A 23,440-nucleotide genomic window follows, 5' to 3' on the forward strand; every position below is an offset into this window, starting at 1 on the left:
TACGATAGCTTCGCCTCGTTTTATCTCTTCATTTTGCAAAGTACCTTCTGATGACCACAGCGCCATTTTCCACCTTAACGCCAGACCTGATCCTCGATGCAATGGGTAGCGTTGATATATTGGGTGATGGGCGCTTATTGGCATTGAATAGCTATGAAAACCGCGTTTACCAAGTGGGTGTGGAAGAGCAGCCTCCGGTAGTAGTCAAGTTTTATCGTCCTGACCGCTGGAGTGAAGCACAGATATTGGAGGAGCATGCTTTTTCGCTGGAATTGGCAGAGGCAGAAATCCCCGTGGTGGCACCGCTCATGCTGGGAGGCAAGACGTTGCAACAATATCAGGACTTTCATTTCGCGGTATTTCCCCGGCGTGGTGGGCGTATCCCTGAACTCGATCAAGAGGGTAGGCTTGAGTGGATAGGCCGTTTTCTAGGACGTATTCACGCGATTGGGGCACAAGCCTCTTTCCAGCATCGTCCTGCGATAACGATTGATAGCTTTGGTGAAGAACCAGCCCAGTGGTTGATCAACCATCAGTTTATTCCTGCTGACTTGCTGCCCGCCTATCGCAGTGTTGTTACGCAGGCCTTGGACGGTGTCAGGGCCTGTTATGAGCGTGCGGGTGATTTGGCGGTGCTTCGCCTGCATGGGGACTGTCATTTGAGTAATATGCTATGGACAGACGATGGCCCACATTTTGTCGATTTCGACGATAGCAGGATGGGTCCTGCGATTCAGGATTTATGGATGTTGTTGTCTGGCTCACCTGCGGAAATGAGTCAACAATTTGCCGAAGTGCTGGAGGGCTATGAGTCTTTTTATGATTTTAATCCAGCAGAACTGCACTTGGTTGAAGCATTGCGTACCTTGCGCCTTATCCATTATTCCGCCTGGTTGGCCAAGCGCTGGCATGATCCTGCTTTCCCGATGACATTCACTTGGTTTAATACCCAGCAGTATTGGCAAGATCGTATCCTGGAGCTACGCGAGCAGGTTGCCTTGATGCAAGAACCACCGCTGTCGATCGCTGGTGGCAATCGCTAATTTCTTTATTTTCAGGAGATTGATATGAGCACGATTAAAGTTGAACACCATCCCACTGAAGAGCAATTAAATGCCTTGGGTGTTTCCGGTTGGCCCACGTGGTCCAAGGAGGTGTCCGTATTCCCTTGGCATTTTGGTGAGCAGGAAATCGCCTATATTTTGCAGGGCGAGGTAACCGTTACTCCTGATGGCGGGGGTGATCCAGTGAGCTTCGGTAAGGGCGATTTGGTGATTTTCCCTGCAGGCTTATCTTGCAAATGGAATGTCAAGCAGGCATTACGTAAGCATTATCAATTGGGATAATGGTTTAATTGCAACATTGTTGCAATTTTGGAGTGAAGCAGGGATAATTGGCCTATCCATATCGAGGGGGCATTATGAAAATCCTGTCATCACTGAAATCTGCCAAGACACGTCATCGGGACTGCAAAGTCATCAGACGTCATGGCAAAGTGTTTGTCATCTGCAAGAGTAATCCGCGCTTTAACGCTCGTCAGCGATAGTATTTTTTTCAGCGCATATTGCATATTACAAAGGGAAGCTAACTAGCTTCCCTTTGTTGTTTCTGTGTTGTTTTTGATCTAGTTTTCCAGCACAAAACGCTGAGCACCTGCTCGGCTGCCGTGGTACAGGCCCACCAAGACAATTGCCGTGATCAACCAGCCTGCATCATGCCAATGACCGCTAGCTTCATGCATGAAGCCCATGAGTAGTGGTCCCAACGAGGCCAAGATATAACCTAAACCTTGTGACATGGCAGAAAGCTGCGCAGCTTGTGCCGGCGTGCGAGTACGTAAGACGATCATCGTAAGCGCCATGGCAAAGCCACCGCCTTGACCCAGCCCCAGCAACACCATCCATGACCATGCTTGTTCAATAGGTGCATAGATGGCGCCCATCAGGCCAATATAAATCACGATGAACATCAGTTGATTCATGATTTTCTGGTTCCGCATCAAGGAACATAGCCATGGTACCAATAGTGCAGAAATAACCTGCATCATGACAGAAGCCGAAAGTAGCAGGCCAGAGTCGGCAGCTGTAATGCCTCGATCTTGCAGGATGGTTGGTAGCCAGCCAAAGACGCAGTAAGCCAGCGCACTTTGAGCTGCCATGAACAGGGTGACTTGCCAGGCTGTAGCATCACGCAACAAAGAAATGCTGTTAGTCTGTTGTGCACCACTGACAGGGGGGTCTCCCAAACGGCGAAGGGGCCACCATAGCCATGCTGTGACTAATGCTGGTAAAGACCAGAGTGCCAAGGCCAGTGGCAAACTACCCACCGTGTGTAGTAATGGCACGGCAAGTCCTGCTGCGAGTGCTGTTCCCAGGCACAAAGCCATGGTGTACACCCCAGTCATGAGGTCAGGGTGTTGGGGAAATTCTCGCTTGATGACGCTAGGCAGCAAAATACCCAGCAATCCTATGCTGATGCCTGCCATGCTTGTGCCGACAAAAAGGCTAGTGGTGTTCCATATACCTCGTATAGCAAGCCCTGCCGCCAAGAGTAAAAGTAAGGGGGCAAGTAGTTTTTCTACACCGTAGCGTTTTGCCAACCATGAGGCAATAGGGGCAAATAATCCGAGCAAGGCGACGGGCAGGGTGGTGAGTAACCCTGCGGTACTGCTGCTCAAGCCCAAGCTGAGACGGATATCGGCTAGCAGTGGAGAGACACTGGAGAATGCCGGTCTCAGGTTAATGCCGATTAAGATAATAGCGAGCACTACTAATGCAGTGTGTGGGCGGGGATGAGGGGTCATTGGTCTTGGCTTTATCGTATATCAACGTCAGCCCTGTCTGACGAGCGATTCAGAGTAGGCTGATAGGGTAAGGGTTTATTCATCATTATGCTATCTGCATGTGGATAGCTCGCAGTTCAGCGTTAATGATGGAGGCTATATGCGTCAATTTTTCACAATGATCTTGGGTAGTGTGTTTGCTATAACCGCCATGCATGCGATTGCGGTTGAGTTGGAGCTTGATCCCCCAATTTCTCCTGATAAACGAGGTTCTGAAGTGCAGCCTCCATCTCCTCCTGATAACACGCGAAATAAAGACAAACTTCAGCGCCCGGCACATCCTGGTACAGGACAAAGAAAGCCAACTGGCGATATACATCCACCAGATCGGATTCCTCCTGCTATTGACCCAGATGCAGAGCAGGTCAATCGTGGTGCAGTTAGCCCTCAATAGATGTGGAGGCATTGGCAATTTAGCGAATCGAAAGGAACCAGCATGTCAGAATATCTGGATAGCGTGACGGGCATTTATCCTACGCTTGATGATGCTCAGAAGGCAGCTCAAGAGTTAATTGATAAAGGCTTTAGCCGGGACCAAGTTCAAGTGGCCATCGGACGTACTGACCATATTGAACAGGATGAAGATGACAAAGAGGCATTGAAAAATGTTGTTGTTGATGGTGCGATTGGCACTGTCGTTGGCGCAGGGGTCGGCGCTTTGGGGCAAATGGCCATTGTCGCAGCTAATGTGAGCTTGTTTGTAGCCAGCCCGCTTGTAGCTCCCTTATTCATGGTGGGATGGGGAGCAGCGATCGGTGGCTTCATTGGTGCCGGTAAAGGTATTTCTAACCAAGATCGCCGCTATTCAGAACTGCTCGCGAATGCAGTGGAGCAGGGCCATGCAGTCTTGGTTGCCAATGCCAAGACGGAGGAGGAGGCCGAAACTGCCCGTGCGGTTATCGGCTCATCCATGCAGCAGTTTGCTTAACAGTAATATAGATAAATAAAAAGCCGTTGCATGCAACGGCTTTTTATTTAATCAAGTGCAAGTCGGATGATGCTTAATCTACCTTGACCTGATGCTCAACGACTGTAGGCATTCGCGCGGCCACCCAGACGCCATCCTTACGTGGTTCCTGAAAGTCGATCGACATCATGACGCTCAAGGCAGTAATGGTGACGATAGAAAACATGAACAGTTTTTTTGCCCATACTTGGTCATCGTTGGTTTTGTAGCCTGCCAACGCCATGCCCAGCCAATAAATACTGATCACGCCAGCAACCACGAGGTAATGGTTCCCCGTATAACCGCTGAGCGTCAGCATGACAGCGGCGATCACGAAGGCCACGATCCATAGCACGATATGCTTCTTGGTAGCGAGAATGCCTTTCTTCACTGGCAGCACTGGAATGGATGCCGCCGTATAGTCTTTCAACCTGAAGATGGCAATGGCATAGGAGTGCGGCATTTGCCAGAGGCTGAAAATCACTAACAGGATAACAGCACCCATATCGAACTCATTGCTGACAGCACAGTAGCCAATCACCGGAGGTGCGGCACCTGAGAGGCTGCCAATCAATGTGCCATAGACTGAATTACGCTTCAGGTAGAGGCTGTAGGCCCCGACATAAATCGCAAAGCCGAACAGGGACAACCAGACGGTCAACATATTGGTAGTCGCGTAGAGCAGGGCGATGCCGATGATACCCAAAAGGCTGCCGTAGATTACGGCATTCTTGGCTGGAATCAAGCCGCGGACCAGCACGCGGTTGCGTGTGCGCTCCATCTTGCTGTCGATGTCACGATCAATATAGTTGTTAAGGACGCAGCCAGAGGCAATGACCAGCGAGATACCGATAGCTGTAGCCAGAAACAAGGCAACATCAATGTCGCCGCGTGATGCCAGAAAAAAACCTCCGGCAACCGAGATCAGGTTGCCGAAGATAATGCCTGGCTTGGTGATGAGTAGATATTGCTTCATCAGTCTGGCTTTAGAAATGCCTCATCATATTGTGGTTCAGATGGAACATGACCCACAAAGAACCCACTACCACGATCGCGAGGATGATGACGGTGAAGATGAAGGCCGTGACGTTCCAGCTTTGCTCGGATGAGGTGTTCATGTGCAGGAAGTAGACAAGATGCACCACGATCTGTACCACGGCAAATATCAGGATAGTTGCCAGGATGGTGGATGAAGACAGTTCGTTGGGGAACATCAGTAACCCGAACGGAATGACCGTCAGAATCACGGAAAGAACAAAGCCGATCAGGTAAGACTTAACGCTACCATGGCTTGCGCCTGCGCGCTCAGCGTGTCCGTGTGACATTTACAGCACCCCCATCAGATAAACAACAGTAAATACGCAGATCCAGACAATATCCAGGAAGTGCCAGAACAGGCTTAGGCACATCAGGCGTGTATTGTTGGTGTCGGTCAGGCCTTTGCTCCAGACTTGTGCCATCATCACAGCCATCCAGATCAGGCCGCAAGTCACGTGCAGGCCGTGAGTACCGACCAGAGTGAAGAAGGCAGACAGGAATGCGCTGCGGTCAGGACCAAAACCTTCATGGATCAAGTGATGGAATTCATTGACTTCCATCACGATGAAGCCCAGGCCGAAGAGGAAGGTGACGGCGAGCCAGTTCAGCACGGCCTGCTTGTTGCCCTTGTGTTGGGCAATCATGGCAAAGCCATAGGTGATGCTGCTGAACAGCAACAGGAAGGTTTCGCCGAGCACATAATCAAGCTCGAAAATATCCTTACCAGTGGGGCCGCCGGCAAAGCTGTGGCTCAGGACTGCATAGGTCGCGAACAGGGTCGCGAACAAGATCAAGTCCGTCATCAGGTAAATCCAGAACCCGAATATCTTCGTGGCTCCAGCGTCGTGGTGGTGCTCATGCCCATCGGCATGAGCGTGTTGTGTATGCAAAGTTTGACTAGACATGATTACGCCTGACTCGCTTGTTTAACTTGAATATGCTTGTTTTCAATGGCCTTGATTTCCTCAACCGGCACGTAGTAATCGACATCTTTGTTGTAGCTACGTGCAATGACGGTAATCAACATGGCTGCTGTACTGACGATGACCAACCACCAGATGTGCCAGATGAAGGCAAAACCGAATACCAGGCTGAATGCACTGATAATCACGCCTTCAGATGCATTCTTGGGCATATGGATTTTCTCGTACTTGGCAGGTGCCTTGGTAGCGCGGCCATCCTGTTTCATTTCCCACCATTCATCAAGGTCCTTCACTTCTGGTACATGAGCGAAGTTGTAGAAAGGAGGTGGGGAAGAAGTCGACCACTCCAGCGTGCGGCCACCCCATGGGTCACCAGTCAGGTCGAGGTTCTGCTTGCGGTCACGTACGCTGACATACAACTGGACTAACTGCACCAGGATCGCAGCACCGACGATGAAGGCACCACCCAATGCAACATATAGTAATGGGGTCCAGGCTGGGTTGTCGTAGTTGTTCAGACGGCGTGTCATACCCATGAAACCAAGCATGTACAGCGGCACGAACGCAACGAAGAAGCCGGAAATCCACAGGTAGGCAGCAATGCGGCCAAGCTTTTCATTCAGCTTGAAGCCAAATGCCTTGGGGAACCAGTACACAAAACCAGCCAAGTAACCGAACACCACGCCACCAATAATCACGTTATGGAAGTGGGCAATCAGGAACAAGCTGTTATGCAGCACAAAGTCTGCGCCAGGCACGGCCAGCAATACGCCCGTCATACCACCGATGGTGAAGGTGATCAGGAAACCAACGGTCCAGATAATAGGCGTGGAAAACTCAATCCGGCCACGGTACATCGTGAACAGCCAGTTGAAAATTTTCACACCGGTCGGGATCGAAATGATCATCGTGGCAATGCCGAAGAAGGCGTTGACGTTTGCACCAGCACCCATAGTGAAGAAGTGATGCAGCCATACGACGAACGACAGGATGGTAATCACTGCGGTAGCCCATACCAGGGAAGTGTAGCCAAACAGCTTCTTCTTGGTGAATGTGGCGACGACTTCGGAGAAAATACCGAAAGCAGGCAGGATCAGGATGTAAACCTCAGGGTGACCCCAGATCCAGATGAGGTTAACGTACATCATCTGGTTACCACCAAGCTCATTGGTGAAGAAGTGGGTGCCGAGGTAACGATCCAGCGTCAACAGCGCGATGGTGGCTGTCAGCACAGGGAAAGCAGCCAGGATCAGGATGTTGGTGCACAGAGCCGTCCAGGTGAATACAGGCATCTTCATCAGCGACATGCCAGGGGCACGCATCTTCATGATGGTGACGAAGAAGTTAACACCCGTGAGCAATGTTCCTAAGCCTGAAATCTGCAAACTCCAGATCCAGTAGTCAACACCAACGCCTGGGCTGTATTCAATGCCTGAAAGCGGAGGGTAGGCCAACCAGCCAGTTTGGGCAAACTCGCCGACGCCAAGGGAGATGTTGATCAGCGCAACGCCTACCACAAACAGCCAGAAGCTCAGGGAGTTGAGGAAGGGGTAAGCAACGTCACGTGCACCAATTTGCAGTGGCACCACGATATTCATCAGGCCCACCATGAATGGCATAGCCATGAAGAAAATCATGATGACGCCGTGGGCGGTGAAAATTTGGTCATAGTGGTGTGGTGGCAGGAAGCCTTCAGCACCGGAAGAAGCAACAGCAAGTTGACCGCGCATCATGATCGCATCGGCAAAACCGCGCAACAGCATGATGAAGGCAACAGCGATATACATGATACCGATCTTCTTATGGTCAACTGACGTAAACCATTCAGACCAGAGCCATTTCCATTTTTTGAAGTGGGTCAGGGCAGCAACGATGCCCAAACCCAGCACGCCGACGACTGCCAGCGTGATCATCACAATCGGTTCATGGTAGGGAACCGCATCCAGGGTTAATTTGCCAAACATTTTTACTCCTTACCCTCCGAGTTTGAGAGCGCATGCGAACCAGTAGAATGGGTGTACTTCGCAACAATGCCGTCATACAGGTCGGGCGTTACACTGGAGAAACGCTCAATCGGATTGTTGAAAGAAGCTTTTTCGAGAGCGGTGTACTTGTCAGCATCTAGCGTAGTCGAGGCTTGCTTGACTTGCTGTACCCATTCATCAAATTTTTCTTGCGAAGTCACATTGGCATTGAATTTCATGCCGGAGAAACCGTGACCGCTGTAGTTGGCAGATAACCCGCGATAAACGCCTTCTTCATTGGCGATCAAGTGCAGTGTGTTTTTCATGCCTGCCATGGCGTAGATTTGGCTACCAAGCTGCGGAATGAAGAAAGAATTCATTACTGAACCGGAGGTAACTTCAAACCTTACTGGCACATTGGCAGGGAAAGCCAGTTCATTGACGGTGGCAATGCCTTGTTCTGGGTAAATGAACAGCCATTTCCAATCCAGCGAGACAACTTGCACTGTCAGGTGTGGTTGCTCGGATTCTATTGGTTGGCGCGGATCAAGGGAGTGCGTGGTTTTCCAGGTGATGGTACCCAGTACCAGGATGATGATGACCGGAACCGTCCAGACAACAGCTTCGATTTTATTGGAGTGTGCCCAATCTGGGGTGTAGGTGGCTTTGGTGTTGGAAGCGCGATAGCGCCAGGCAAATACGATCGTCATGATGATGACCGGAACCACGACAATCAACATCAGTAATATCGCGGTAATGATAAGAGATCGTTCTTCAACTCCTATCTGGCCCTTGGGATCTAGTAGCACAAAGTCACAGCCGCTTAGCAACAACGTGATACCTAGCGTAGACAATAGACTGAAAAGTCTGGGATATCGCTTTTTTATCATTTCAGCATCTCAACATGTAAAAGACATAAAAACCACTGCCACACACCCCTGGACGGTATTGCTGTGCCGTCTCAAGGATACCTATCATCGGCTGGTAAGCCGCCGATATTTGAAATGTCGCTGGTAAGAGACATTTCAGGCGGGTCATGAATTGCCCCCATCGATATTACTCAAGGATAGGGGTAATCTTTAAGAAGGGAGGAATGTTTCTCCCCATGATTGCCCCTGACTCCTAGGGCAATCTCCTTAACCCTATAGTTTATACGATTAAGCGAATTAGGCCCATATCAAATAAGGACAATCTCCATTCTGGAGGCAGGTTTTGGAGGGCTTTTTATAATAAATAGATGTTTCTGTCGTTGGGCGGGAACAGGTTGCGATAGTTTTGCTCTGTCCAACTTGATTGGGCACAGAGTTACTCTGACGTAATTGCTTGAAACTCCTGAGCGGGTTGCCAGGTGCGGTATCTCAATTCAAAACCTTTGGGGATATAGACCACTACTGGAAGCTTGCTGTTGTAACGCACGATAAAGCCTGTCCCATTGGCGGCAACAAACTTGGTGGTTTCTGCGCCCTGCGGGCAGGCCATGCGGGTGGAAATTGGGCCGCTGATATTCTTCACTTCATAATATGGGTAGCCCCACCCTTGTACGGTATGTTCAACGAGTGATGCGCCAAAACTATGACGATTGCAGTCGACCTGCATGGTTTTCCCGACTTGCAATTCCAGCTTGATATCATTTTCTTCTGCTAATGGTGGCAGTTGTAGGACATGGCGCTGACTATCTGCTCCGGCTTTGGGGTAGGGGACCTTATCATCAAGCTTGGTGGCATTCGCGCAGCCATTGGCGCTGGCAAGTAAGGCGAGGGAAGCGACAATAGTCGTAAGGCGACGTAATAACATGTCTAGGGTCTCCGCAAGTGGATGATGCCACTACTTTACCTGTTGGGCCTAAGTTTGATAAGCCGCATGACATCTATAACAATCGCGTTTTAGGGCTGCCTGGATAACTCAATGATTTCCACCACCCAGTAAGCCAGAATGAAAACAAGGATGGCGGCAATAGTGAGGATAAGGGTTTTATGCATAGTCGTACTCCGCAGGATGCTCAACTAACATTGCATGATGAGGAGTTGGGGAGCATCTAGTATTCGGTGAATCTCCGAAACTCGTGTCGGATAAAGTGACTGTTCAGATACAAAAATGGCGCCATTCGAGGCGCCATGGTGCATCATTCCTACGAGATATGCTTATACGCGTTCAGGTTGGAATGGCTCCAGTACGCAACGTATTTCCAGTACCTTGGCTTCATTCTCTACGCCTTCCTCCTTGGTAAAACTTACCTTGGTATTGCGTGGAGCGGTGTAGACAATGTTTCCTGCCTGTTTGATCTGTTCGGCAGTATTTTGCAGGCGGGCAGAGCAGGATTCAATATCGTCATGCACCGATGTTTTAAGCAGGTAGTGGTTTTCTAGGTGGTCGAAAATTGCAATCACTGTGCTCCATTGACCAGGCTGGGGATTAAGCTTGGATACGTCTTCAGCGGCATAGGCCTGTGCGGAAAAGGCACCGATCATGGTCAGCGCGGCAAGAGTACGTTTCATCATGTTAGCTTTCCTTATAATAGGTTATTCATTTATTGGTTGTTGCACGAGTAACTAGACCATCTGTTACGCAAAAAGTGCCCATATTGTTCAAACTGCATTCGCTCACATATTCTGTGGATAAGATTGTGGGTGGTATCAGGATTAGCGTCTTAAGTGCTTGTCATGACAATACAAGCTCAAGCTGATCATATTTTCAGCAAGGCTGCATAAGGCTTTTAGGGCAATTGGGAACTTTATGTTGGATAAAAGGTAAAAGAGGGTGCCGGATACAATGTTGGCAATTTGATGACATAATGCGCTATGGTTTTTGTCCCTGATCTCCTCTCTCAAGCCAGCGAGCAAGGGGTACTCGATATCGAGTCCTGGCTTGCCTCGCTGGATAAGCAATTTAGCCCTGAAGATACCGCGCTCATCCGTAAGAGCACGGAATTTGTTGCGCCATGCTATGCCGATAGCCATGAAGTGACTGCCGTGCCAGTGTTGCACCATGTGCTGGGAGTGGCTTCTATCCTCGCGGGCATGGGCATGGATGCTGAGACAATTGCTGCAACCATCCTCCATGCCTGCCCGGAACACCTGGCTGATTGGAAGGAAAAGTTGCAGGAAGCCTTTAACCCACAAGTTGTGGCATTGGTGGAAGGCATTGCCCGCATGGAGGAAATCCAGGGATTCAGCCGCCCCGATATCGGTCACGCCAAAGATAGGAAGAAAGATAGCGAGGCCCAGCAGGCGCAAGTAGAAAGCTTGCGCAAGATGTTGCTGGCTATGGTGGAGGATATCCGCGTAGTGCTGATCAAGCTGGCAGATAGGGTGGAAACCTTGCGTAGCCTGGCTGGCGCATCCGAGGCGGATCAGCAGCGCATTGCATATGAAGCGAAGACGATTTTTGCCCCTTTGGCTAATCGCTTGGGTATTTGGCATATCAAGTGGGAGCTGGAGGATCTTTCCCTACGTTTTCTTGAGCCGCAGCTATATAAAGAGGTTGCCAAACTGCTGGCGGAAAAGCGTGTCGGGCGTGAGCAATATATCAAGGAGGTGCTGGATATATTGCAGGATCAACTGCAGGTTGCCGGGATTAAGGCAGAGATGATGGGCCGTCCCAAACATATATATAGTATCGTTAACAAGATGCGCCGTAAGCAGCTTTCATTTAATGAGCTATATGACGTGCGAGCGGTACGCATCTTGGTGGACGATATCAAGGATTGTTATGCCACACTTGGGTTGATCCATAATCTTTGGCAGCCTATTCCAAAGGAGTTCGACGATTATATTGCTCGCCCCAAGAGCAATAACTATCGTTCATTGCATACCGTGGTGATCGGGCCGCGCAACCTGCCACTGGAAATACAGATCCGCACACATGAGATGCACCATCACTCAGAGTTGGGTGTGGCAGCACATTGGCGCTATAAAGAGGGCAGCAAGGCTGATAGCAAGTTTGATGACAAGATCGTCTGGCTGCGGCAAATCCTGGAGTGGAAGCAGGATGTTTCGGATGATGGCGGGGCGATTGGCCAATTCAAGAATGAATTGTTTCAGGACAAGGTGTATGTATTGACGCCGCAGGGCAAGGTGGTTGATCTGCCACGTGGGGCTACGCCTGTGGATTTTGCCTATATCTTGCACACCGATCTTGGGCACCGCACCCGTGGTGCCAAAGTGGATGGCAGCATCGTGCCACTCAATTACAAGCTGCAAAATGGCCAGCGGGTCGAGATTCTCGCAGCGAAGCAGGGCGCGCCCAGTCGCGACTGGCTTAACCCTAATCTCGGCTATCTGCAAAGCTCGCGTGCCCGAGCCAAAGTAAGGCACTGGTTCCGTTACCAGAATTTCGAGGAAGATGTCGCCCAAGGGCGTGCCCGTCTCGACAAGGAGTTGCATCGCCTAGGTGCGGTTGACATCAATCTGGAAAAAATTTCCCAAAAGTTGCATTACCCCAAGCTGGAAGAGCTGCTGGCGGCGATTGGACGTGGGGAAGTTGGGGAGCACCAGATTACCCAGGCCGTACAAAGCGAACTGCCGGCCAAGCCTGAGCAGGACGTGCCGTTCTTGCTCAAGTCGGGAAGTGATACTGATTCTTCAGGTGTTTTGGTAGAAGGTGTCGGCAACTTGATGACGTATATGGCAAAGTGCTGCAAGCCTGCACCGCCAGATGCCATTGTTGGTTATGTGACCAGAGGGAGGGGAGTGACGATTCATCGCCAGGCTTGCCCCTTCATTAAACGCTTGCCAGAAGAAAAAAATGATCGTTTGCTAGCCACTCAGTGGGGTAATCGTCAGGAAAAACTGGCCGCCGTTGATATTGATATTGAGGCTTATGACCGCCAAGGCCTACTGCGGGACATTAGCGATCTATTCGCGCGCGAGCGGGTGAATGTGACTCAGGTGAAGACGCAAAGTCGCAATAACCAGGCGAGAATGAGCTTCTCTATCGAGATTGCAGACCTGGATCAATTGACCAAGCTATTGACCTTGTTACGCCAGGTACCCAGTGTCAACGTGGCAAAACGCCATTAAACTTTTCTTGCGCCTGCTTTTTAGTCAACTGGTGTAGTCACGGGGCACCTGCCAGAGGTACCAGGCAGCAGTGCTGCGGTACGGACGCCATGCCAAACCGATCTCTTTCAGGCTACGTGCAGTAGGTGCGGTGCTCAGGCCTTTCATGCGGCGATACCCTTCCCTTACGCCAAGATCGTCAACTGGCAGAATGTCAGTACGGCCCAGGGTATGCATCAGCATCATTTCTACTGTCCAACGACCAATGCCCGGCAAGGCAGTCAATTGGGCGATCAGCGCTTCATCATCCATCGCGAGAGCCGTTACATAATCTGGAATTTCCCCCGCAAGGGATGCCTCGGCCAGATTGATAATGTAGCTGATCTTGCGACCAGAAAACCCGCACGCACGTAAATCTGTAGTATCGCTTGCGAGCAAGGCCGCAGGTTCAGGGAATCGCCCGCCGTACAAGGCGAGCAGCCTGCCAAGTATGGCAGCGGCAGCTTTGCCATGTAATTGCTGATAAGCCACCGCCCTGATCAGGGCTTCATAAGGTTCCTGTTGCGTCGGCGTGCTGTCAGGTTTTAGCCCTATAAGCTTGATCAGCCTGGCCCAATCGGCATCTATAGCGGCGAGGAACTGGCTGGATTGAATCGAGGATGACATTGCTACTATCCATGAAAAAGTGTTGATAAAGCATCAGGATAGCGCGCTTCAGAGGGCCTGTGACAAGGTAAATGCAATAGCAAGAAACGCGAAGCTTACCCCGTGCCAGTTTTGCTAGACTGCTTGCATAAAGGAAACAGCGGCTTTAAATAGTGAGTTAAATATCACATGCAAGATGACAAGACAGTAATCAACCCTGATGCCAAGCCAGTGCTTCATACGATCATGATTGCTGAGGCATGCAGGTTATTGGATGAGAATCCGGCGATGCTGTTGAGCCAGCTGGCGCGAGCTGTGGGTATCAGCCAATTTCATTTCCATCGGGTATTTAAGGCCACAATGGGCCTGACGCCCAAGCAATATGCCAATGCCGTGCGTATGCGTAAGGCTAGGGAAAGCTTGCAGCAAGGAGTAAGCGTGACGGAAACAATCTATGAATCAGGGTTCAATACCGCTAGCCGCTTCTATGCCCAGGCAGAAGGTGCCATGGGCATGACACCATCCAGCTACAAGCAAGGTGGGGCGGGGCAGGCGTTGCATTATGGCTTTGCCAGTTGTAGCTTGGGGAAGTTGATTGTGGCGGTTACCGCCAAGGGCATTGCTGCTATTTTACTAGGCGATAGCACCGAGGCATTGTTGAGTGATTTGCGAGCCATGTTTCCGCGCGCTGAATTGTTGCCTGGGGAGAGTGGGTTCCATACATTGTTGGCCGAGGTGGTCACGCTGGTAGACGAGCCCGGCCATGCCATGGCACTGCCTCTCGATATTCAGGGCACTGTGTTTCAGCAGCGAGTTTGGACACTATTGCGTAGCATCCCCTCAGGCCAAACTCTCAGTTACAGCGAGCTTGCACAAAAACTGGGCAGCCCGCGTGCCGTACGCGCTGTGGCCAGCGCCTGTGCCGCCAACAAGCTCGCAGTCGCAATACCTTGCCATCGTGTAGTACGCACGGATGGCAAGTTGGCTGGGTATCGTTGGGGTCTTCACCGTAAGCAAGCCTTGCTGGACAAGGAATCTCAATAAGCCGAGATCAGGGCAACCGGTATGCATGACGATCTGTTTAGCCATCTTACTTCCATACCCGCCGAGCCACTCGTGCCGGGAGCTTACCTACTGCGTGGCTTTGTTGGCCAGCAAGACCACCAATTGCTGCGTGAGCTGCAACAGATACTGGCGCAAGCCCCGTGGCGACATATGCAGACACCAGGCGGCTTGACGATGTCGGTTGCCATGAGCAATTGTGGAAAGTTGGGTTGGGTGTCTGACCGCCGAGGTTATCGATATGCAAGCGCAGATCCTTTATCCAGCCTACCGTGGCCGAAGATGCCGCCATCTTTTGATGCGTTGGCTCAATCTGCAGCTGCTATTGCGGGGTTTGACAAGTTTAAGCCTGATGCTTGCCTGATCAATCGCTATGCATCTGGTACCAAGCTCAGTTTGCATCAAGACAAGGATGAGCGGGATTTTGCGCAACCTATCGTCTCCGTATCGCTGGGGTTGTCCGCCATATTCTTGTTCGGCGGATTAAATCGTAGTGATCCGGTATTACGCACTGAGTTAGCGCATGGCGATGTCGTGGTATGGGGTGGCCCCAGCAGGCTGCGTTATCACGGCATTGCGCCGCTTAAACCTGGGGAGCATCCATTGACGGGGCGGGTGCGTATCAACCTGACTTTTCGTGCGGCAGGCTAACGGCCTGTTGATCACTTAATGCCCGAAGTTATGCGGCGCTAACGAAGTGATTCATTCAGACGATGATAGGCATTAAGCCTCTATCGTTGAGGCTGAGTTTGTTGTTAAATGCAGCCATTGTGCTCCATCATGTTGCACCGACAGCCCCATTACAAGCCGCCGCCATTACAAGGAAGATGTCATGAAAACCGCGATTGCCTTGCGCCACATTGCATTTGAGGATCTTGATGGTATTGCACCATTACTCACTCGTGCTGGCTATGATGTGCATTACATTGATACGCCCAATGCTAGTGGTAACGAGCTGAAGCAAGCGCGAGATGCCGATTTGCTCGTCGTGTTAGGTGGCCCGATCGGTGTATACCAGACGACGGATTATCCTTTTCTACAACCCGTGATAGACCTGACGGAAGAGCGCTTGCAGCACGGGAAGCCTACCTTGGGGATATGCCTAGGTGCGCAGATCATGGCGCGGGCATTGGGGGCAAAGGTTTATGCTGGTGACGCAGGCAAGGAGATAGGCTGGAGTCCACTGACGTTGACATCCGAAGGTCATGAGTCGCCATTGGCAGCCTTGGGGCAAGGGGATGCGGTGCTGCATTGGCATGGCGATACTTTTGATTTGCCGCAAGGGGCGGTCAGGCTGGCTTCTTCTGCGCTATATCCCAACCAAGCTTTTTCTTATGACAAGCATGGGCTGGCTTTGCAATTTCATATCGAGGTGACGGCTGATGGCTTGGAGCGCTGGTATGTTGGGCATGTAGGCGAATTGAGCGGTTTCTCGGTGCCCGAATTACGTCAGCAGGGGCAGATGCTGGCGCCACGCTTGGCACCTAAGCTAGATCAGGTGATGTCGCAGTGGTTGAGCCAATGTGCTTAAGCAGATGAATCAGCGCATGAATGAATATGGGCAGCCCATTGGAGAGGCCCTGCCAAACTGGGTGTCGCCACCATTTCCTTCCCCTGTGGTCTTGCAGGGGCAGTATTGCAGGCTGGAACCTATCGCTGATCGCCATGCGGATAGCCTGTTTGTAGCTTACCAGCAGGCCCCGGATCATCGTGACTGGACTTATATCCCGCTGGAGCGTCCAGAAGATCTTGCACAGTTTCGTCAATATGTAGCGTCATTGGCCTCATCGGTTGACCCACAGCATTATGCGATCATCGACCCTGCAAGCTCTCAGGCAGTGGGGACATTGGCCCTTATGCGGATCATGCCTGTGGTAGGCTCAGTCGAGGTTGGCTTTGTCATCTATTCTCCGCTGATACAACGCTCCACCATGGCAACTGAGGCCCAGTTTCTGCTGATGCAGTATGCCTTTGACAAGTTGGGTTACCGGCGTTATGAATGGAAGTGCGATAGCCTGAATAGCCCATCACGTAAGGCGGCTTTACGGCTGGGTTTCCAGTTTGAGGGTATTTTCAGGCAGGCGGTGGTGTATAAAGGACGCAATCGAGATACCGCCTGGTTTTCCATCATCGATCGCGATTGGCCAATGTTATCGCAGGCATATCAACAATGGCTTGCACCTAATAATTTTGATGCAGCTGGCAAGCAGCGGCAGCGTTTGCAGGATTTTATGCCGCTGCGTAACGTGCTTGAGGAATAAAGTCCTGGTTTGATGGCTGCATGAGCAAGCGTCGTTTGATGTGGGTGAGTGAGTCCAGGTTTTGCTCGGTCAAACCCAATAGTGGATTGCATTTAACCAGGCGATTAAACCGCTCAGGAAACACGCCATCATCCAATATCAACCATTCTTGCTCGCTACCGCAGTATTGCAGCCAATCGAAAATTTCCGTCAAGCGCCAGTAATCGTCATTTGCCTGGTGGCGCACCGCCGGGGTGACGCCCACAATCCTGAGCTGAATATCCTGGCTGAATAATCGTTGTAATTCAGTCATGCCCATGTGATGACGCCATTTGCTGCTGATGACGATATCAACATCGGGATGCTGCCTGAGCCATTGCTCAAGCAGGCCCAGCTTGGTGAAAGTGGGCTGACGGTTTCCTGTGGCGTGTAATACACCATCGAAGCTTAGAAAAAGAATCATCCTGGTCTCATGATGCTACCTTTTCAGGCGGGATCATTGTATTAAATGGATGCGAGGAATATATCGGGTAAATGTGATCTCAATATGACAGTGGGGGATAAAGTACAAATGGCCCGTCAAGGGCCATTTATATTTATTGAAGCTCGTTCAGTTTGCCGAGTTCTTTGATGAACTCCGTAATGTTGTTCTGGATGGATTTTTCATTGGCGATCCTCAGACGGGCGATTGCAACCGCAGCATCGGAGAAGGTTGCAGTGCCAGTTGCCTTGATAGGTAAGATCTTTTCAAAACCATCCTTGTAAACACGGTAATTAACATTGGATACTACGTCAAATGTAAGTCCCACTAGTGGCTGATCCAAGGAGACGAGGTTGGCATCAATCTTATATTGACCAGCTTGTGTGTCCACTGCGGTTAAGCCTGCGATTGCCAGAGATTCCTTTAATGCACTTTCAAAATTCTCCTGACTGACTTGTGACGTCCACATTGGGTTTGTTGCTTTGCCACCTGTCACAGAAGCAACTGTAAATTTCCCCTTTTGAGCTGGATTGGTATATTGAGTAACTGTTGGTGAAATAAGCATACCTTCTTTGGTTGCTGGAGATGCGCAACCGGTTACTGCAACAACGAGTAATGCAAGAACAATATTATTTTTCATTTTATTAACACACCCTTGAGTTATCAATTGTGATGCAAATGCATCGCATTATATTTTATTGTATATCCAGCCTCATGTCCTGATGAATTGCGGTTGTTAGCTAGATTGGTCAGCTTTTTGTCAGCTAATATTAAGGTTGGTGTATGGTCCTGCTACTTACACTCAAGGCATCATGCAGAAAAGATGCCATCGTTTGCTTTGCCTGGCCTTGCTCTCGTCGATATCCTTATGGGGTACTAGAGTAACGCTGGGGTGGGCGGCAGAACCTGAAGCACTGACTTTGCGTCACCTCGCGCAGGAGTTGCGTGCGCGTAACCCGCAGTTTGTACAGGCCGAGCAGGAGCGGGCCCAGATCGAGGCACGTATTCCGCAAGCGCTGGCTTGGGATCAACCCATGATAGGCATGGAGCAAACGCCAATGCCGCGTAGCCCGCTCAATATCAACGGTTCGCAAGGTATGAGTTACCGCCTGACGCAAACTATGTCCTTCCCTGGGAAAAAGCGCCTGGCGGCAGATATCCTCGAAGCCGAGGCGGGCAGTGCGGGAGCGCAGATTGACGGCTTGTACGTGGATTTGCTCGCAGAGCTCAAGCGCCAGTATTACCAGTTGCTGGCCTTGCAGCAACAAGCTGCGATTAACCACAACACCCTGGAGCGCCTCAACCAGATCAAGCAGGTCGCCAAGGTGCGTTATGCCAACAATGCGGCGGCATTTGTTGATTACATGAATGCTCAGGTGGCGCACGGTAGCGCCGAAAATGATGTCTACCAAACGCAGCGCCAGATCGAGCAAACCCAGCAGGCGCTTAATACCTTGATTGGGCGCAGCCCAGCCCAACCATTGGCGGTTGCAGTGGAGCCATTGCTTGACTTGAACTTGCCACCACTTGCCGAGCTGACTCATCAAGCCCATAGCTTGCATCCCAATGTACGTGACTCTGCCTATCGCCTACAAGCCGCCCGCAAGAGCCTGGATCTTGCGAAGAAAGCCTATTACCCCGACGTGCAGGTCATTCTCACCAAGAACAGCAACCATCCGCCCTATGGCCTCTCTGGCAACGAATATGGCGTGGAAGTCGATTTGATCTTGCCTACCTGGTTTTTCGAACGCGAAAAAGCCGGGGTAAGCGAGGCCAATGCAGGGGTAATTTCTGCCCAGGCTGGTGCTGAGCTGGCCTGGCGTCAAGTGCAATTGGGCATCGCCAATGCCTATAGCCAGTTGCAACAGGTGATCAAGGAAAAGGAGTTGTTGCAGCAACGTCGTATGCCAGAGGCGCAAGCGGCTTATCGCCTGGCGTTGAATACTTATGCCAACAATGCGGGGGAATTCAACGGTTTGCTACTGGCCCAGCAAAACCTGCGCGATACCGAGCTTTCAGCTGCCTGGGTTGATAGTGCATTACAACAAGCCAAGGCCGCACTGGACGCTGCTGTAGGGCTGGGAATGGAATCACCATGAAAAAACTACTGTTGCCACTGATCTTTATTCTCGGGATCGCTTTAGGGGGCTGGCTAGTGCCACTCACCTATAACACTTCGCATGCGCCTGAAGCGGTGATGCCGGTACCGCAAAAGCCAGAAGTATTGAGCGCAGACAAAGTGGCCGCAGATTTCTTTGCCAGTGCCTTGCCTGAGCAGCGTGAAATTGATGACGTGGTGCCATTGATGGGGCGGCTGTCATTCAATGCTGAAAAGATACACCTTGTATCAGCACGGATTGCAGGCAGGCTGGATCGCATTCTGGTATTCGAGGGGGCTCAGGTACGTCAGGGACAGCCGTTGGCTGCGCTGTACAGCCCTGAATATATTTCAGCGCAGAATGAATTGCTGCTGGCACGTAATACCTGGCGCACGTTGCAGGCAAGCAAGGCAACCCAGGAGCTGGCGCAGGATGCAGAATCTACACTGCAATCGGCACGTGAGCGCATGCGGGTGATGGGGGCATCCGAGCAGGATGTCGCTACGCTGGAGCAAAGCGGGCGCGTGAATGAGCATTTGCTGTTGCGTGCACCGATTAGCGGTGTCGTCACGCAGCGCAACCTTGACCCCGGTGCTTTCATCAATTTGGGTGACAGTTTCATGTCGCTGGCCGATACTGCCACGCTGTGGTTCTTCGGCAATGTCTATGAACAGGATTACCAGCGCATCCGCCAGGGGCAGTCATTGCAACTGCATGTGCAGGCACTACCGGGCAAGACCTATCACGCAAGAGTGGATATCCTCTCGCCCACTCTGGATATAGAAACCAACACACTGCGCGTACGTTGTCTGGTGGTCAATGATGGCACTTTACGCCCGGATTTGTTTGCTACCGCCAGTCTTAGTGTTGGTAAGCATCGCGCCTTGTTGGTTCCTGTGGATGCGGTGGTGCGTTCGCAACAGGTGGATTACCTGATCATCGAAACAGCGGATGGGAATTATCGTAAGCGTCAGGTGAGCATTAAGCCGTATCAGGAAAACCTGGTAGCTGTGACTGAGGGCTTGTCTGCGAATGAGAAAGTGGTGATCCGCGGCGCAACCCTGCTTAACCAGAAACTCTCGGGAGCGATGTAATGCAGGCAACGGGCGCGTTCATCGCGGGCGTCTTGCGCAGGCGCTTGCTCATACTCGGGCTGTCACTTGGCTTGCTGGTGCTGGGTTATGTCAGCTTTACCAAACTGCCGATCGAGCCTTACCCGAATATATCACCGCTCAATGTGCAGGTGATTACCCAATGGCAGGGGCGCGGCACCAATGAGGTGGAGCGGCAGATCACCGTGCCGGTGGAAACAGCATTAGCTAATTTGCCCAAACTCAAGACATTCCGCTCAGTGTCGTTGTTCGGCTTATCGGTAGTGACGCTGCAATTCGAGGATGGCACCGACTCCTTCACTGCGCGGCAAAACGTCCAGCTTCACCTTGATAGTGCGGAACTGCCGGATGGCGTGCAGAGTGAGCTAAGCCCAGATGCCGATGCGCTGGGCGAGGTGCTGCGTTATCGCGTTGCCTCGGAAAGCGGCGACGATGTCATGGTGCTCAAATCCTTCCAGGATTGGGAAATTTATCGCCAGCTCAAGACAGTGCCTGGCATTGCCGACATCAATAGCTTTGGCGGCCCGACCAAGCAATATCAGGTGCTACCAGATATACGCAAGCTGCAATCCTACAATATCTCGCTCAACGAGCTTGTTGAAGCCTTGAGTAATGCCAATGCCAATGCGGGTGGCGGCAACCTGAGGGCAGGGGAGCAGCAGTATGTGGTGCGCGGCATTGGCCTGATCAAGACCTTGCAGGATGTACGCAATATCGCGATTGTCTCGCGCAATGGCCTGCCTATCCGCGTGGGGGATGTGGCACGCGTTGAGTTTGGTTTTGCGCCTCGGCTGGGCGTGGTGCAGTACAACGACGACCCGGATGCCGTCGAGGGCATTGTGCTCATGAGGCGCGGCGGCAATGCCTCGGAAATGCTGGAGCGGGTTCACAATAAAGTGGATGAAATCAACCGTGGTGGCATTCTGCCGCAGGGCATCAAACTTGAGCCTTTCTACGATAGGCAGGAACTGCTCGACCTGACCATGGGCACGGTGCACCACACTTTGCTGTTTGGCATGGCGCTGGTCTTGATCGTGTTGTTTGTGTTTCTTGGCAGTTTTCGTGCCGCGCTGGCAGTGGCCTTGGTGATTCCGCTTGCGCTTAGCGTTTCTTTTGCCGGCATGGTGCTCGCTATCCCGGCGAACCTTATCTCGCTAGGGGCCATTGATTTTGGCTTGATTGTAGATGCTGCCGTGATTGTGATCGAAAACATCATGCGCCGTATGGAAAATAGCACCAGCAACCTGCGTCAGACCATCGTTGCAGCAGCGGCAGAAGTGCAGCGGCCAATGATTTTCTCCACCATGATCATCATCATGGCCTATGCGCCGTTGTTTATCATGGGCGGTGTGGAGGGCAAGATTTTCCACCCCATGGCTTATACCATGGGCTTGGCCTTGCTTGCTTCTATGGTACTGAGCCTGACCTTCATTCCCTCTGCGGCATCCTTCCTCTTCAAGCCCGATAAACTTGAGCATCGCCCTGGCATGATCAATGTGCTGATCAAGCTCTATCGACCTTTACTGGCAAAGCTGCTCCGCAATCCAGCCCTTGTGGCTGTGGCGGCCTTGCTGGCTTTTTCTATCGCCCTATTCGGTGCAAGCCGGCTAGGCACCAGTTTCCTGCCAACGCTGGAAGAGAACAATCTCTGGTTGCGCATCAGTCTGCCCAATACGGTTGACCTGCATTATTCCTCTGATTTTGCCACCAAGGTACGCGGCTATCTGCTCAAGCAACCTGAGGTGAAAACTGTTGTGGCGCAAATCGGTCGCCCAGATGACGGTACTGATGCTACTGGCGTATTCAATGTCGAGTTTGGCGTCTACCTGAAAAAGCCCGAGCTATGGCCCCAAGGCGTCACGCGTCTGGACCTTATCCGCCGGGTCGAGGGCTATTTGCAGGAAATCCCTGGCATTGAGTACAACTTCTCGCAATATATTCAGGATAACGTCGCTGAAGCCTTGTCGGGAGTGAAGGGGGAGAACTCAGTCAAGATTTTTGGGGATGACCTGGAAGTACTGCATGCCAAGGCCCTGCAAGTGCAGGCTATCCTGCAAGGCATAGAGGGTATGACTGATGTTGGTATCTTCCGCGAGCTGGGCCAGCCCACCATGAACATCCGCGTGGATCGCGAGGCGAGCGCACGTTTTGGCCTCAATGTGGCTGACGTGCAGGCACTAGTGGTACATGCCATTGGTGGTAACCCAATCAGCAAGGTGCTCGAAGGCGAGCGTACTTTTGACCTGGCTTTGCGCTTTCCTGAAGGCCAGCGCAACCGGTTGGACCTGATCCAGCGCCTGTTCGTCGATACGCCGGATGGTCAGCGTATCCCGCTTTCCATGGTGGCGCAGGTGGAGCTGAGTGATGGACCATTCTTTATTTACCGTGAGTCTGGGCGGCGCTTTATCGCCATTCGTTTTGGCGTACGTGATCGCGACCTGGGTAGTGCCGCTGCAGAAGCGCAGAAGCTGGTGAGCGAGCAGGTTGAGTTGCCACGTGGTTACCGTACGCAATGGGATGGGCAATTCAACCAGATGAAGGAGGCACACAAGAAGCTGGCGATCATTGTTCCACTCACCTTGCTCGCGATCTTCATCATGCTGTATTCGGCTTTCGGCTCAGCCAAGGATGCCAGCCTGGTGCTGCTCAACGTGCCATTCGCCACTATAGGCGGCATTGCCGCGCTATACCTGGCAGGTGAGGAGCTATCGATTTCCGCAGGCATTGGCTTCTTGTCTCTATTTGGCATTGCCATCCAGGATGGGGTGATTCTCATCTCCTATATCAAGAGTTTGTATAATCAGGGCGAGCATGCGCTGGAAGAGGCGATTCTGGAGGGGGCATCCATGCGTTTGCGCCCGGTGTTGATGACTGCCATGCTTGCAGGCTTGGGATTATTGCCCGCAGCCTTGTCGCAAGCCATAGGTTCGCAGGCGCAGCGCCCATTAGCGCTGGTGATTGTCGGCGGCATGGTGACTACTACTTTCCTGACCCTGTTGGTGTTGCCAGTAATCTTTGGCTGGATTTATCGCCATTATCCCAAGAGCGTGAACACCCAGAGCGCCTACTAGTGTCTGTTAATATTCACCAC

General features: G+C 51.6%; 24 protein-coding genes. 13 read left to right on the top strand and 11 right to left on the bottom strand.

The genetic code is table 11. The annotated features are described in order from the left end of the window. Window positions 1-50: 50 nt before the first annotated feature. From LG202_RS03695 to ykgO, 3 genes are all read left to right on the top strand, one after another. A complete protein-coding gene (locus tag LG202_RS03695; RefSeq protein WP_230347063.1) occupies window positions 51-1,043 on the top strand; it encodes a serine/threonine protein kinase in 993 nt (330 codons plus the stop codon). Window positions 1,044-1,067: 24 nt separating this feature from the next. Next, complete coding sequence (locus LG202_RS03700; protein ID WP_230347064.1) at window positions 1,068-1,346, top strand: cupin domain-containing protein; 279 nt, start codon at window positions 1,068-1,070, stop codon at window positions 1,344-1,346. Window positions 1,347-1,420: 74 nt separating this feature from the next. Further along, entirely contained in the window at window positions 1,421-1,546 is a 126-nt protein-coding gene (gene ykgO / locus LG202_RS03705) for a type B 50S ribosomal protein L36 (RefSeq protein WP_230347065.1), read from the top strand. Window positions 1,547-1,624: 78 nt separating this feature from the next. Here the strand turns inward: ykgO and LG202_RS03710 are convergent, their stop codons facing one another. Then, a complete protein-coding gene (locus LG202_RS03710) occupies window positions 1,625-2,803 on the bottom strand; it encodes a CynX/NimT family MFS transporter (RefSeq protein ID WP_230347066.1) in 1,179 nt (392 codons plus the stop codon). Window positions 2,804-2,942: 139 nt separating this feature from the next. Here LG202_RS03710 and LG202_RS03715 point away from each other — a divergent pair, with 139 nt between their 5' ends. Further along, on the top strand, window positions 2,943-3,236 hold the full coding sequence (locus tag LG202_RS03715) for a hypothetical protein (RefSeq protein WP_230347067.1): 294 nt from the start codon (window positions 2,943-2,945) through the stop codon (window positions 3,234-3,236). Between the two features lie 42 nt (window positions 3,237-3,278). Next, a complete protein-coding gene (locus LG202_RS03720; protein ID WP_230347068.1) occupies window positions 3,279-3,770 on the top strand; it encodes a regulatory protein RecX in 492 nt (163 codons plus the stop codon). A 73-nt stretch (window positions 3,771-3,843) separates the two neighbouring features. On the opposite strand, the gene cyoE is transcribed toward LG202_RS03720, so the two are convergent. From cyoE to LG202_RS03755, 7 genes are all read right to left on the bottom strand, one after another. Next, window positions 3,844-4,764, bottom strand: a complete 921-nt coding sequence (cyoE, locus tag LG202_RS03725; RefSeq protein WP_230347069.1) for a heme o synthase — start codon at window positions 4,762-4,764, stop codon at window positions 3,844-3,846. 10 nt (window positions 4,765-4,774) lie between these two features. Continuing rightward, window positions 4,775-5,113: a cytochrome o ubiquinol oxidase subunit IV gene (locus LG202_RS03730; RefSeq protein WP_230347070.1), complete on the bottom strand. Its 339-nt coding sequence runs from the start codon at window positions 5,111-5,113 to the stop codon at window positions 4,775-4,777. Further along, window positions 5,114-5,731 (bottom strand): cytochrome o ubiquinol oxidase subunit III, encoded by a 618-nt coding sequence (locus LG202_RS03735; protein ID WP_230347071.1) that lies wholly within the window; start codon window positions 5,729-5,731, stop codon window positions 5,114-5,116. 2 nt (window positions 5,732-5,733) lie between these two features. After that, window positions 5,734-7,713 carry a cytochrome o ubiquinol oxidase subunit I gene (gene cyoB, locus LG202_RS03740; RefSeq protein WP_230347072.1) on the bottom strand — a complete coding sequence of 660 codons (1,980 nt, stop codon included), beginning with the start codon at window positions 7,711-7,713 and terminating at the stop codon, window positions 5,734-5,736. A gap of 2 nt (window positions 7,714-7,715) precedes the next feature. Next, on the bottom strand, window positions 7,716-8,603 hold the full coding sequence (gene cyoA, locus LG202_RS03745) for a ubiquinol oxidase subunit II (RefSeq protein ID WP_230347073.1): 888 nt from the start codon (window positions 8,601-8,603) through the stop codon (window positions 7,716-7,718). Window positions 8,604-9,018: 415 nt separating this feature from the next. Beyond that, the gene (gene eco / locus LG202_RS03750; RefSeq protein WP_230347074.1) at window positions 9,019-9,507 is read right to left on the bottom strand and encodes a serine protease inhibitor ecotin; all 489 of its coding nucleotides are present in this window, start codon (window positions 9,505-9,507) and stop codon (window positions 9,019-9,021) included. Between the two features lie 347 nt (window positions 9,508-9,854). Then, the gene (locus tag LG202_RS03755; protein ID WP_230347075.1) at window positions 9,855-10,211 is read right to left on the bottom strand and encodes a hypothetical protein; all 357 of its coding nucleotides are present in this window, start codon (window positions 10,209-10,211) and stop codon (window positions 9,855-9,857) included. A gap of 300 nt (window positions 10,212-10,511) precedes the next feature. On the opposite strand from LG202_RS03755, the gene LG202_RS03760 reads away from it, so the two are divergent. Continuing rightward, the gene (locus tag LG202_RS03760; protein ID WP_230347076.1) at window positions 10,512-12,731 is read left to right on the top strand and encodes a RelA/SpoT family protein; all 2,220 of its coding nucleotides are present in this window, start codon (window positions 10,512-10,514) and stop codon (window positions 12,729-12,731) included. Window positions 12,732-12,755: 24 nt separating this feature from the next. Here LG202_RS03760 and LG202_RS03765 read toward each other — a convergent pair whose 3' ends face one another. Next, the gene (locus tag LG202_RS03765) at window positions 12,756-13,376 is read right to left on the bottom strand and encodes a DNA-3-methyladenine glycosylase family protein (RefSeq protein WP_230347077.1); all 621 of its coding nucleotides are present in this window, start codon (window positions 13,374-13,376) and stop codon (window positions 12,756-12,758) included. A 168-nt stretch (window positions 13,377-13,544) separates the two neighbouring features. Between LG202_RS03765 and LG202_RS03770 the strand changes: the two genes are divergently transcribed. The 4 genes from LG202_RS03770 to LG202_RS03785 all read left to right on the top strand — a co-directional run bounded on the left by LG202_RS03770 (window position 13,545) and on the right by LG202_RS03785 (window position 16,678). Then, complete coding sequence (locus tag LG202_RS03770; protein WP_230347078.1) at window positions 13,545-14,399, top strand: methylated-DNA--[protein]-cysteine S-methyltransferase; 855 nt, start codon at window positions 13,545-13,547, stop codon at window positions 14,397-14,399. A gap of 21 nt (window positions 14,400-14,420) precedes the next feature. Further along, window positions 14,421-15,068, top strand: a complete 648-nt coding sequence (alkB, locus tag LG202_RS03775) for a DNA oxidative demethylase AlkB (protein ID WP_230347079.1) — start codon at window positions 14,421-14,423, stop codon at window positions 15,066-15,068. Between the two features lie 181 nt (window positions 15,069-15,249). Further along, window positions 15,250-15,948, top strand: a complete 699-nt coding sequence (locus tag LG202_RS03780; protein ID WP_230347080.1) for a glutamine amidotransferase — start codon at window positions 15,250-15,252, stop codon at window positions 15,946-15,948. A gap of 16 nt (window positions 15,949-15,964) precedes the next feature. Next, a complete protein-coding gene (locus LG202_RS03785; RefSeq protein WP_230347081.1) occupies window positions 15,965-16,678 on the top strand; it encodes a GNAT family N-acetyltransferase in 714 nt (237 codons plus the stop codon). On the opposite strand, the gene LG202_RS03790 is transcribed toward LG202_RS03785, so the two are convergent. After that, entirely contained in the window at window positions 16,647-17,120 is a 474-nt protein-coding gene (locus LG202_RS03790) for an HAD domain-containing protein (protein ID WP_230347082.1), read from the bottom strand. The two genes, LG202_RS03785 and LG202_RS03790, sit on opposite strands and share 32 nt — an antisense overlap. 133 nt (window positions 17,121-17,253) lie before the next feature. After that, window positions 17,254-17,778 (bottom strand): hypothetical protein, encoded by a 525-nt coding sequence (locus LG202_RS03795; RefSeq protein WP_230347083.1) that lies wholly within the window; start codon window positions 17,776-17,778, stop codon window positions 17,254-17,256. Between the two features lie 172 nt (window positions 17,779-17,950). Between LG202_RS03795 and LG202_RS03800 the strand changes: the two genes are divergently transcribed. The 3 genes from LG202_RS03800 to LG202_RS03810 are packed head-to-tail and all read left to right on the top strand — an operon-like array spanning window position 17,951 to window position 23,420. Further along, window positions 17,951-19,237, top strand: coding sequence for a TolC family protein (locus tag LG202_RS03800; RefSeq protein ID WP_230347084.1), 1,287 nt, complete (start codon window positions 17,951-17,953; stop codon window positions 19,235-19,237). Beyond that, on the top strand, window positions 19,234-20,331 hold the full coding sequence (locus LG202_RS03805; RefSeq protein WP_230347085.1) for an efflux RND transporter periplasmic adaptor subunit: 1,098 nt from the start codon (window positions 19,234-19,236) through the stop codon (window positions 20,329-20,331). Before LG202_RS03800 ends, LG202_RS03805 begins: the two co-directional genes overlap by 4 nt. Further along, window positions 20,331-23,420 (top strand): efflux RND transporter permease subunit, encoded by a 3,090-nt coding sequence (locus LG202_RS03810; RefSeq protein ID WP_230347086.1) that lies wholly within the window; start codon window positions 20,331-20,333, stop codon window positions 23,418-23,420. Before LG202_RS03805 ends, LG202_RS03810 begins: the two co-directional genes overlap by 1 nt. Window positions 23,421-23,440 lie beyond the last annotated feature (20 nt).

The sequence above is a fragment of the Methylobacillus methanolivorans genome, assembly GCF_054588515.1.

Coding starts and splice junctions, on each gene's coding strand:
- LG202_RS03695 (WP_230347063.1), top strand. CDS start 51: ATGACCACAGCGCCATTTTCCACCTTAACGCCAGACCTGATCCTCGAT.
- LG202_RS03700 (WP_230347064.1), top strand. CDS start 1,068: ATGAGCACGATTAAAGTTGAACACCATCCCACTGAAGAGCAATTAAAT.
- ykgO (WP_230347065.1), top strand. CDS start 1,421: ATGAAAATCCTGTCATCACTGAAATCTGCCAAGACACGTCATCGGGAC.
- LG202_RS03710 (WP_230347066.1), bottom strand. CDS start 2,803: ATGACCCCTCATCCCCGCCCACACACTGCATTAGTAGTGCTCGCTATT.
- LG202_RS03715 (WP_230347067.1), top strand. CDS start 2,943: ATGCGTCAATTTTTCACAATGATCTTGGGTAGTGTGTTTGCTATAACC.
- LG202_RS03720 (WP_230347068.1), top strand. CDS start 3,279: ATGTCAGAATATCTGGATAGCGTGACGGGCATTTATCCTACGCTTGAT.
- cyoE (WP_230347069.1), bottom strand. CDS start 4,764: ATGAAGCAATATCTACTCATCACCAAGCCAGGCATTATCTTCGGCAAC.
- LG202_RS03730 (WP_230347070.1), bottom strand. CDS start 5,113: ATGTCACACGGACACGCTGAGCGCGCAGGCGCAAGCCATGGTAGCGTT.
- LG202_RS03735 (WP_230347071.1), bottom strand. CDS start 5,731: ATGTCTAGTCAAACTTTGCATACACAACACGCTCATGCCGATGGGCAT.
- cyoB (WP_230347072.1), bottom strand. CDS start 7,713: ATGTTTGGCAAATTAACCCTGGATGCGGTTCCCTACCATGAACCGATT.
- cyoA (WP_230347073.1), bottom strand. CDS start 8,603: ATGATAAAAAAGCGATATCCCAGACTTTTCAGTCTATTGTCTACGCTA.
- eco (WP_230347074.1), bottom strand. CDS start 9,507: ATGTTATTACGTCGCCTTACGACTATTGTCGCTTCCCTCGCCTTACTT.
- LG202_RS03755 (WP_230347075.1), bottom strand. CDS start 10,211: ATGATGAAACGTACTCTTGCCGCGCTGACCATGATCGGTGCCTTTTCC.
- LG202_RS03760 (WP_230347076.1), top strand. CDS start 10,512: ATGGTTTTTGTCCCTGATCTCCTCTCTCAAGCCAGCGAGCAAGGGGTA.
- LG202_RS03765 (WP_230347077.1), bottom strand. CDS start 13,376: ATGTCATCCTCGATTCAATCCAGCCAGTTCCTCGCCGCTATAGATGCC.
- LG202_RS03770 (WP_230347078.1), top strand. CDS start 13,545: ATGCAAGATGACAAGACAGTAATCAACCCTGATGCCAAGCCAGTGCTT.
- alkB (WP_230347079.1), top strand. CDS start 14,421: ATGCATGACGATCTGTTTAGCCATCTTACTTCCATACCCGCCGAGCCA.
- LG202_RS03780 (WP_230347080.1), top strand. CDS start 15,250: ATGAAAACCGCGATTGCCTTGCGCCACATTGCATTTGAGGATCTTGAT.
- LG202_RS03785 (WP_230347081.1), top strand. CDS start 15,965: ATGAATGAATATGGGCAGCCCATTGGAGAGGCCCTGCCAAACTGGGTG.
- LG202_RS03790 (WP_230347082.1), bottom strand. CDS start 17,120: ATGATTCTTTTTCTAAGCTTCGATGGTGTATTACACGCCACAGGAAAC.
- LG202_RS03795 (WP_230347083.1), bottom strand. CDS start 17,778: ATGAAAAATAATATTGTTCTTGCATTACTCGTTGTTGCAGTAACCGGT.
- LG202_RS03800 (WP_230347084.1), top strand. CDS start 17,951: ATGCAGAAAAGATGCCATCGTTTGCTTTGCCTGGCCTTGCTCTCGTCG.
- LG202_RS03805 (WP_230347085.1), top strand. CDS start 19,234: ATGAAAAAACTACTGTTGCCACTGATCTTTATTCTCGGGATCGCTTTA.
- LG202_RS03810 (WP_230347086.1), top strand. CDS start 20,331: ATGCAGGCAACGGGCGCGTTCATCGCGGGCGTCTTGCGCAGGCGCTTG.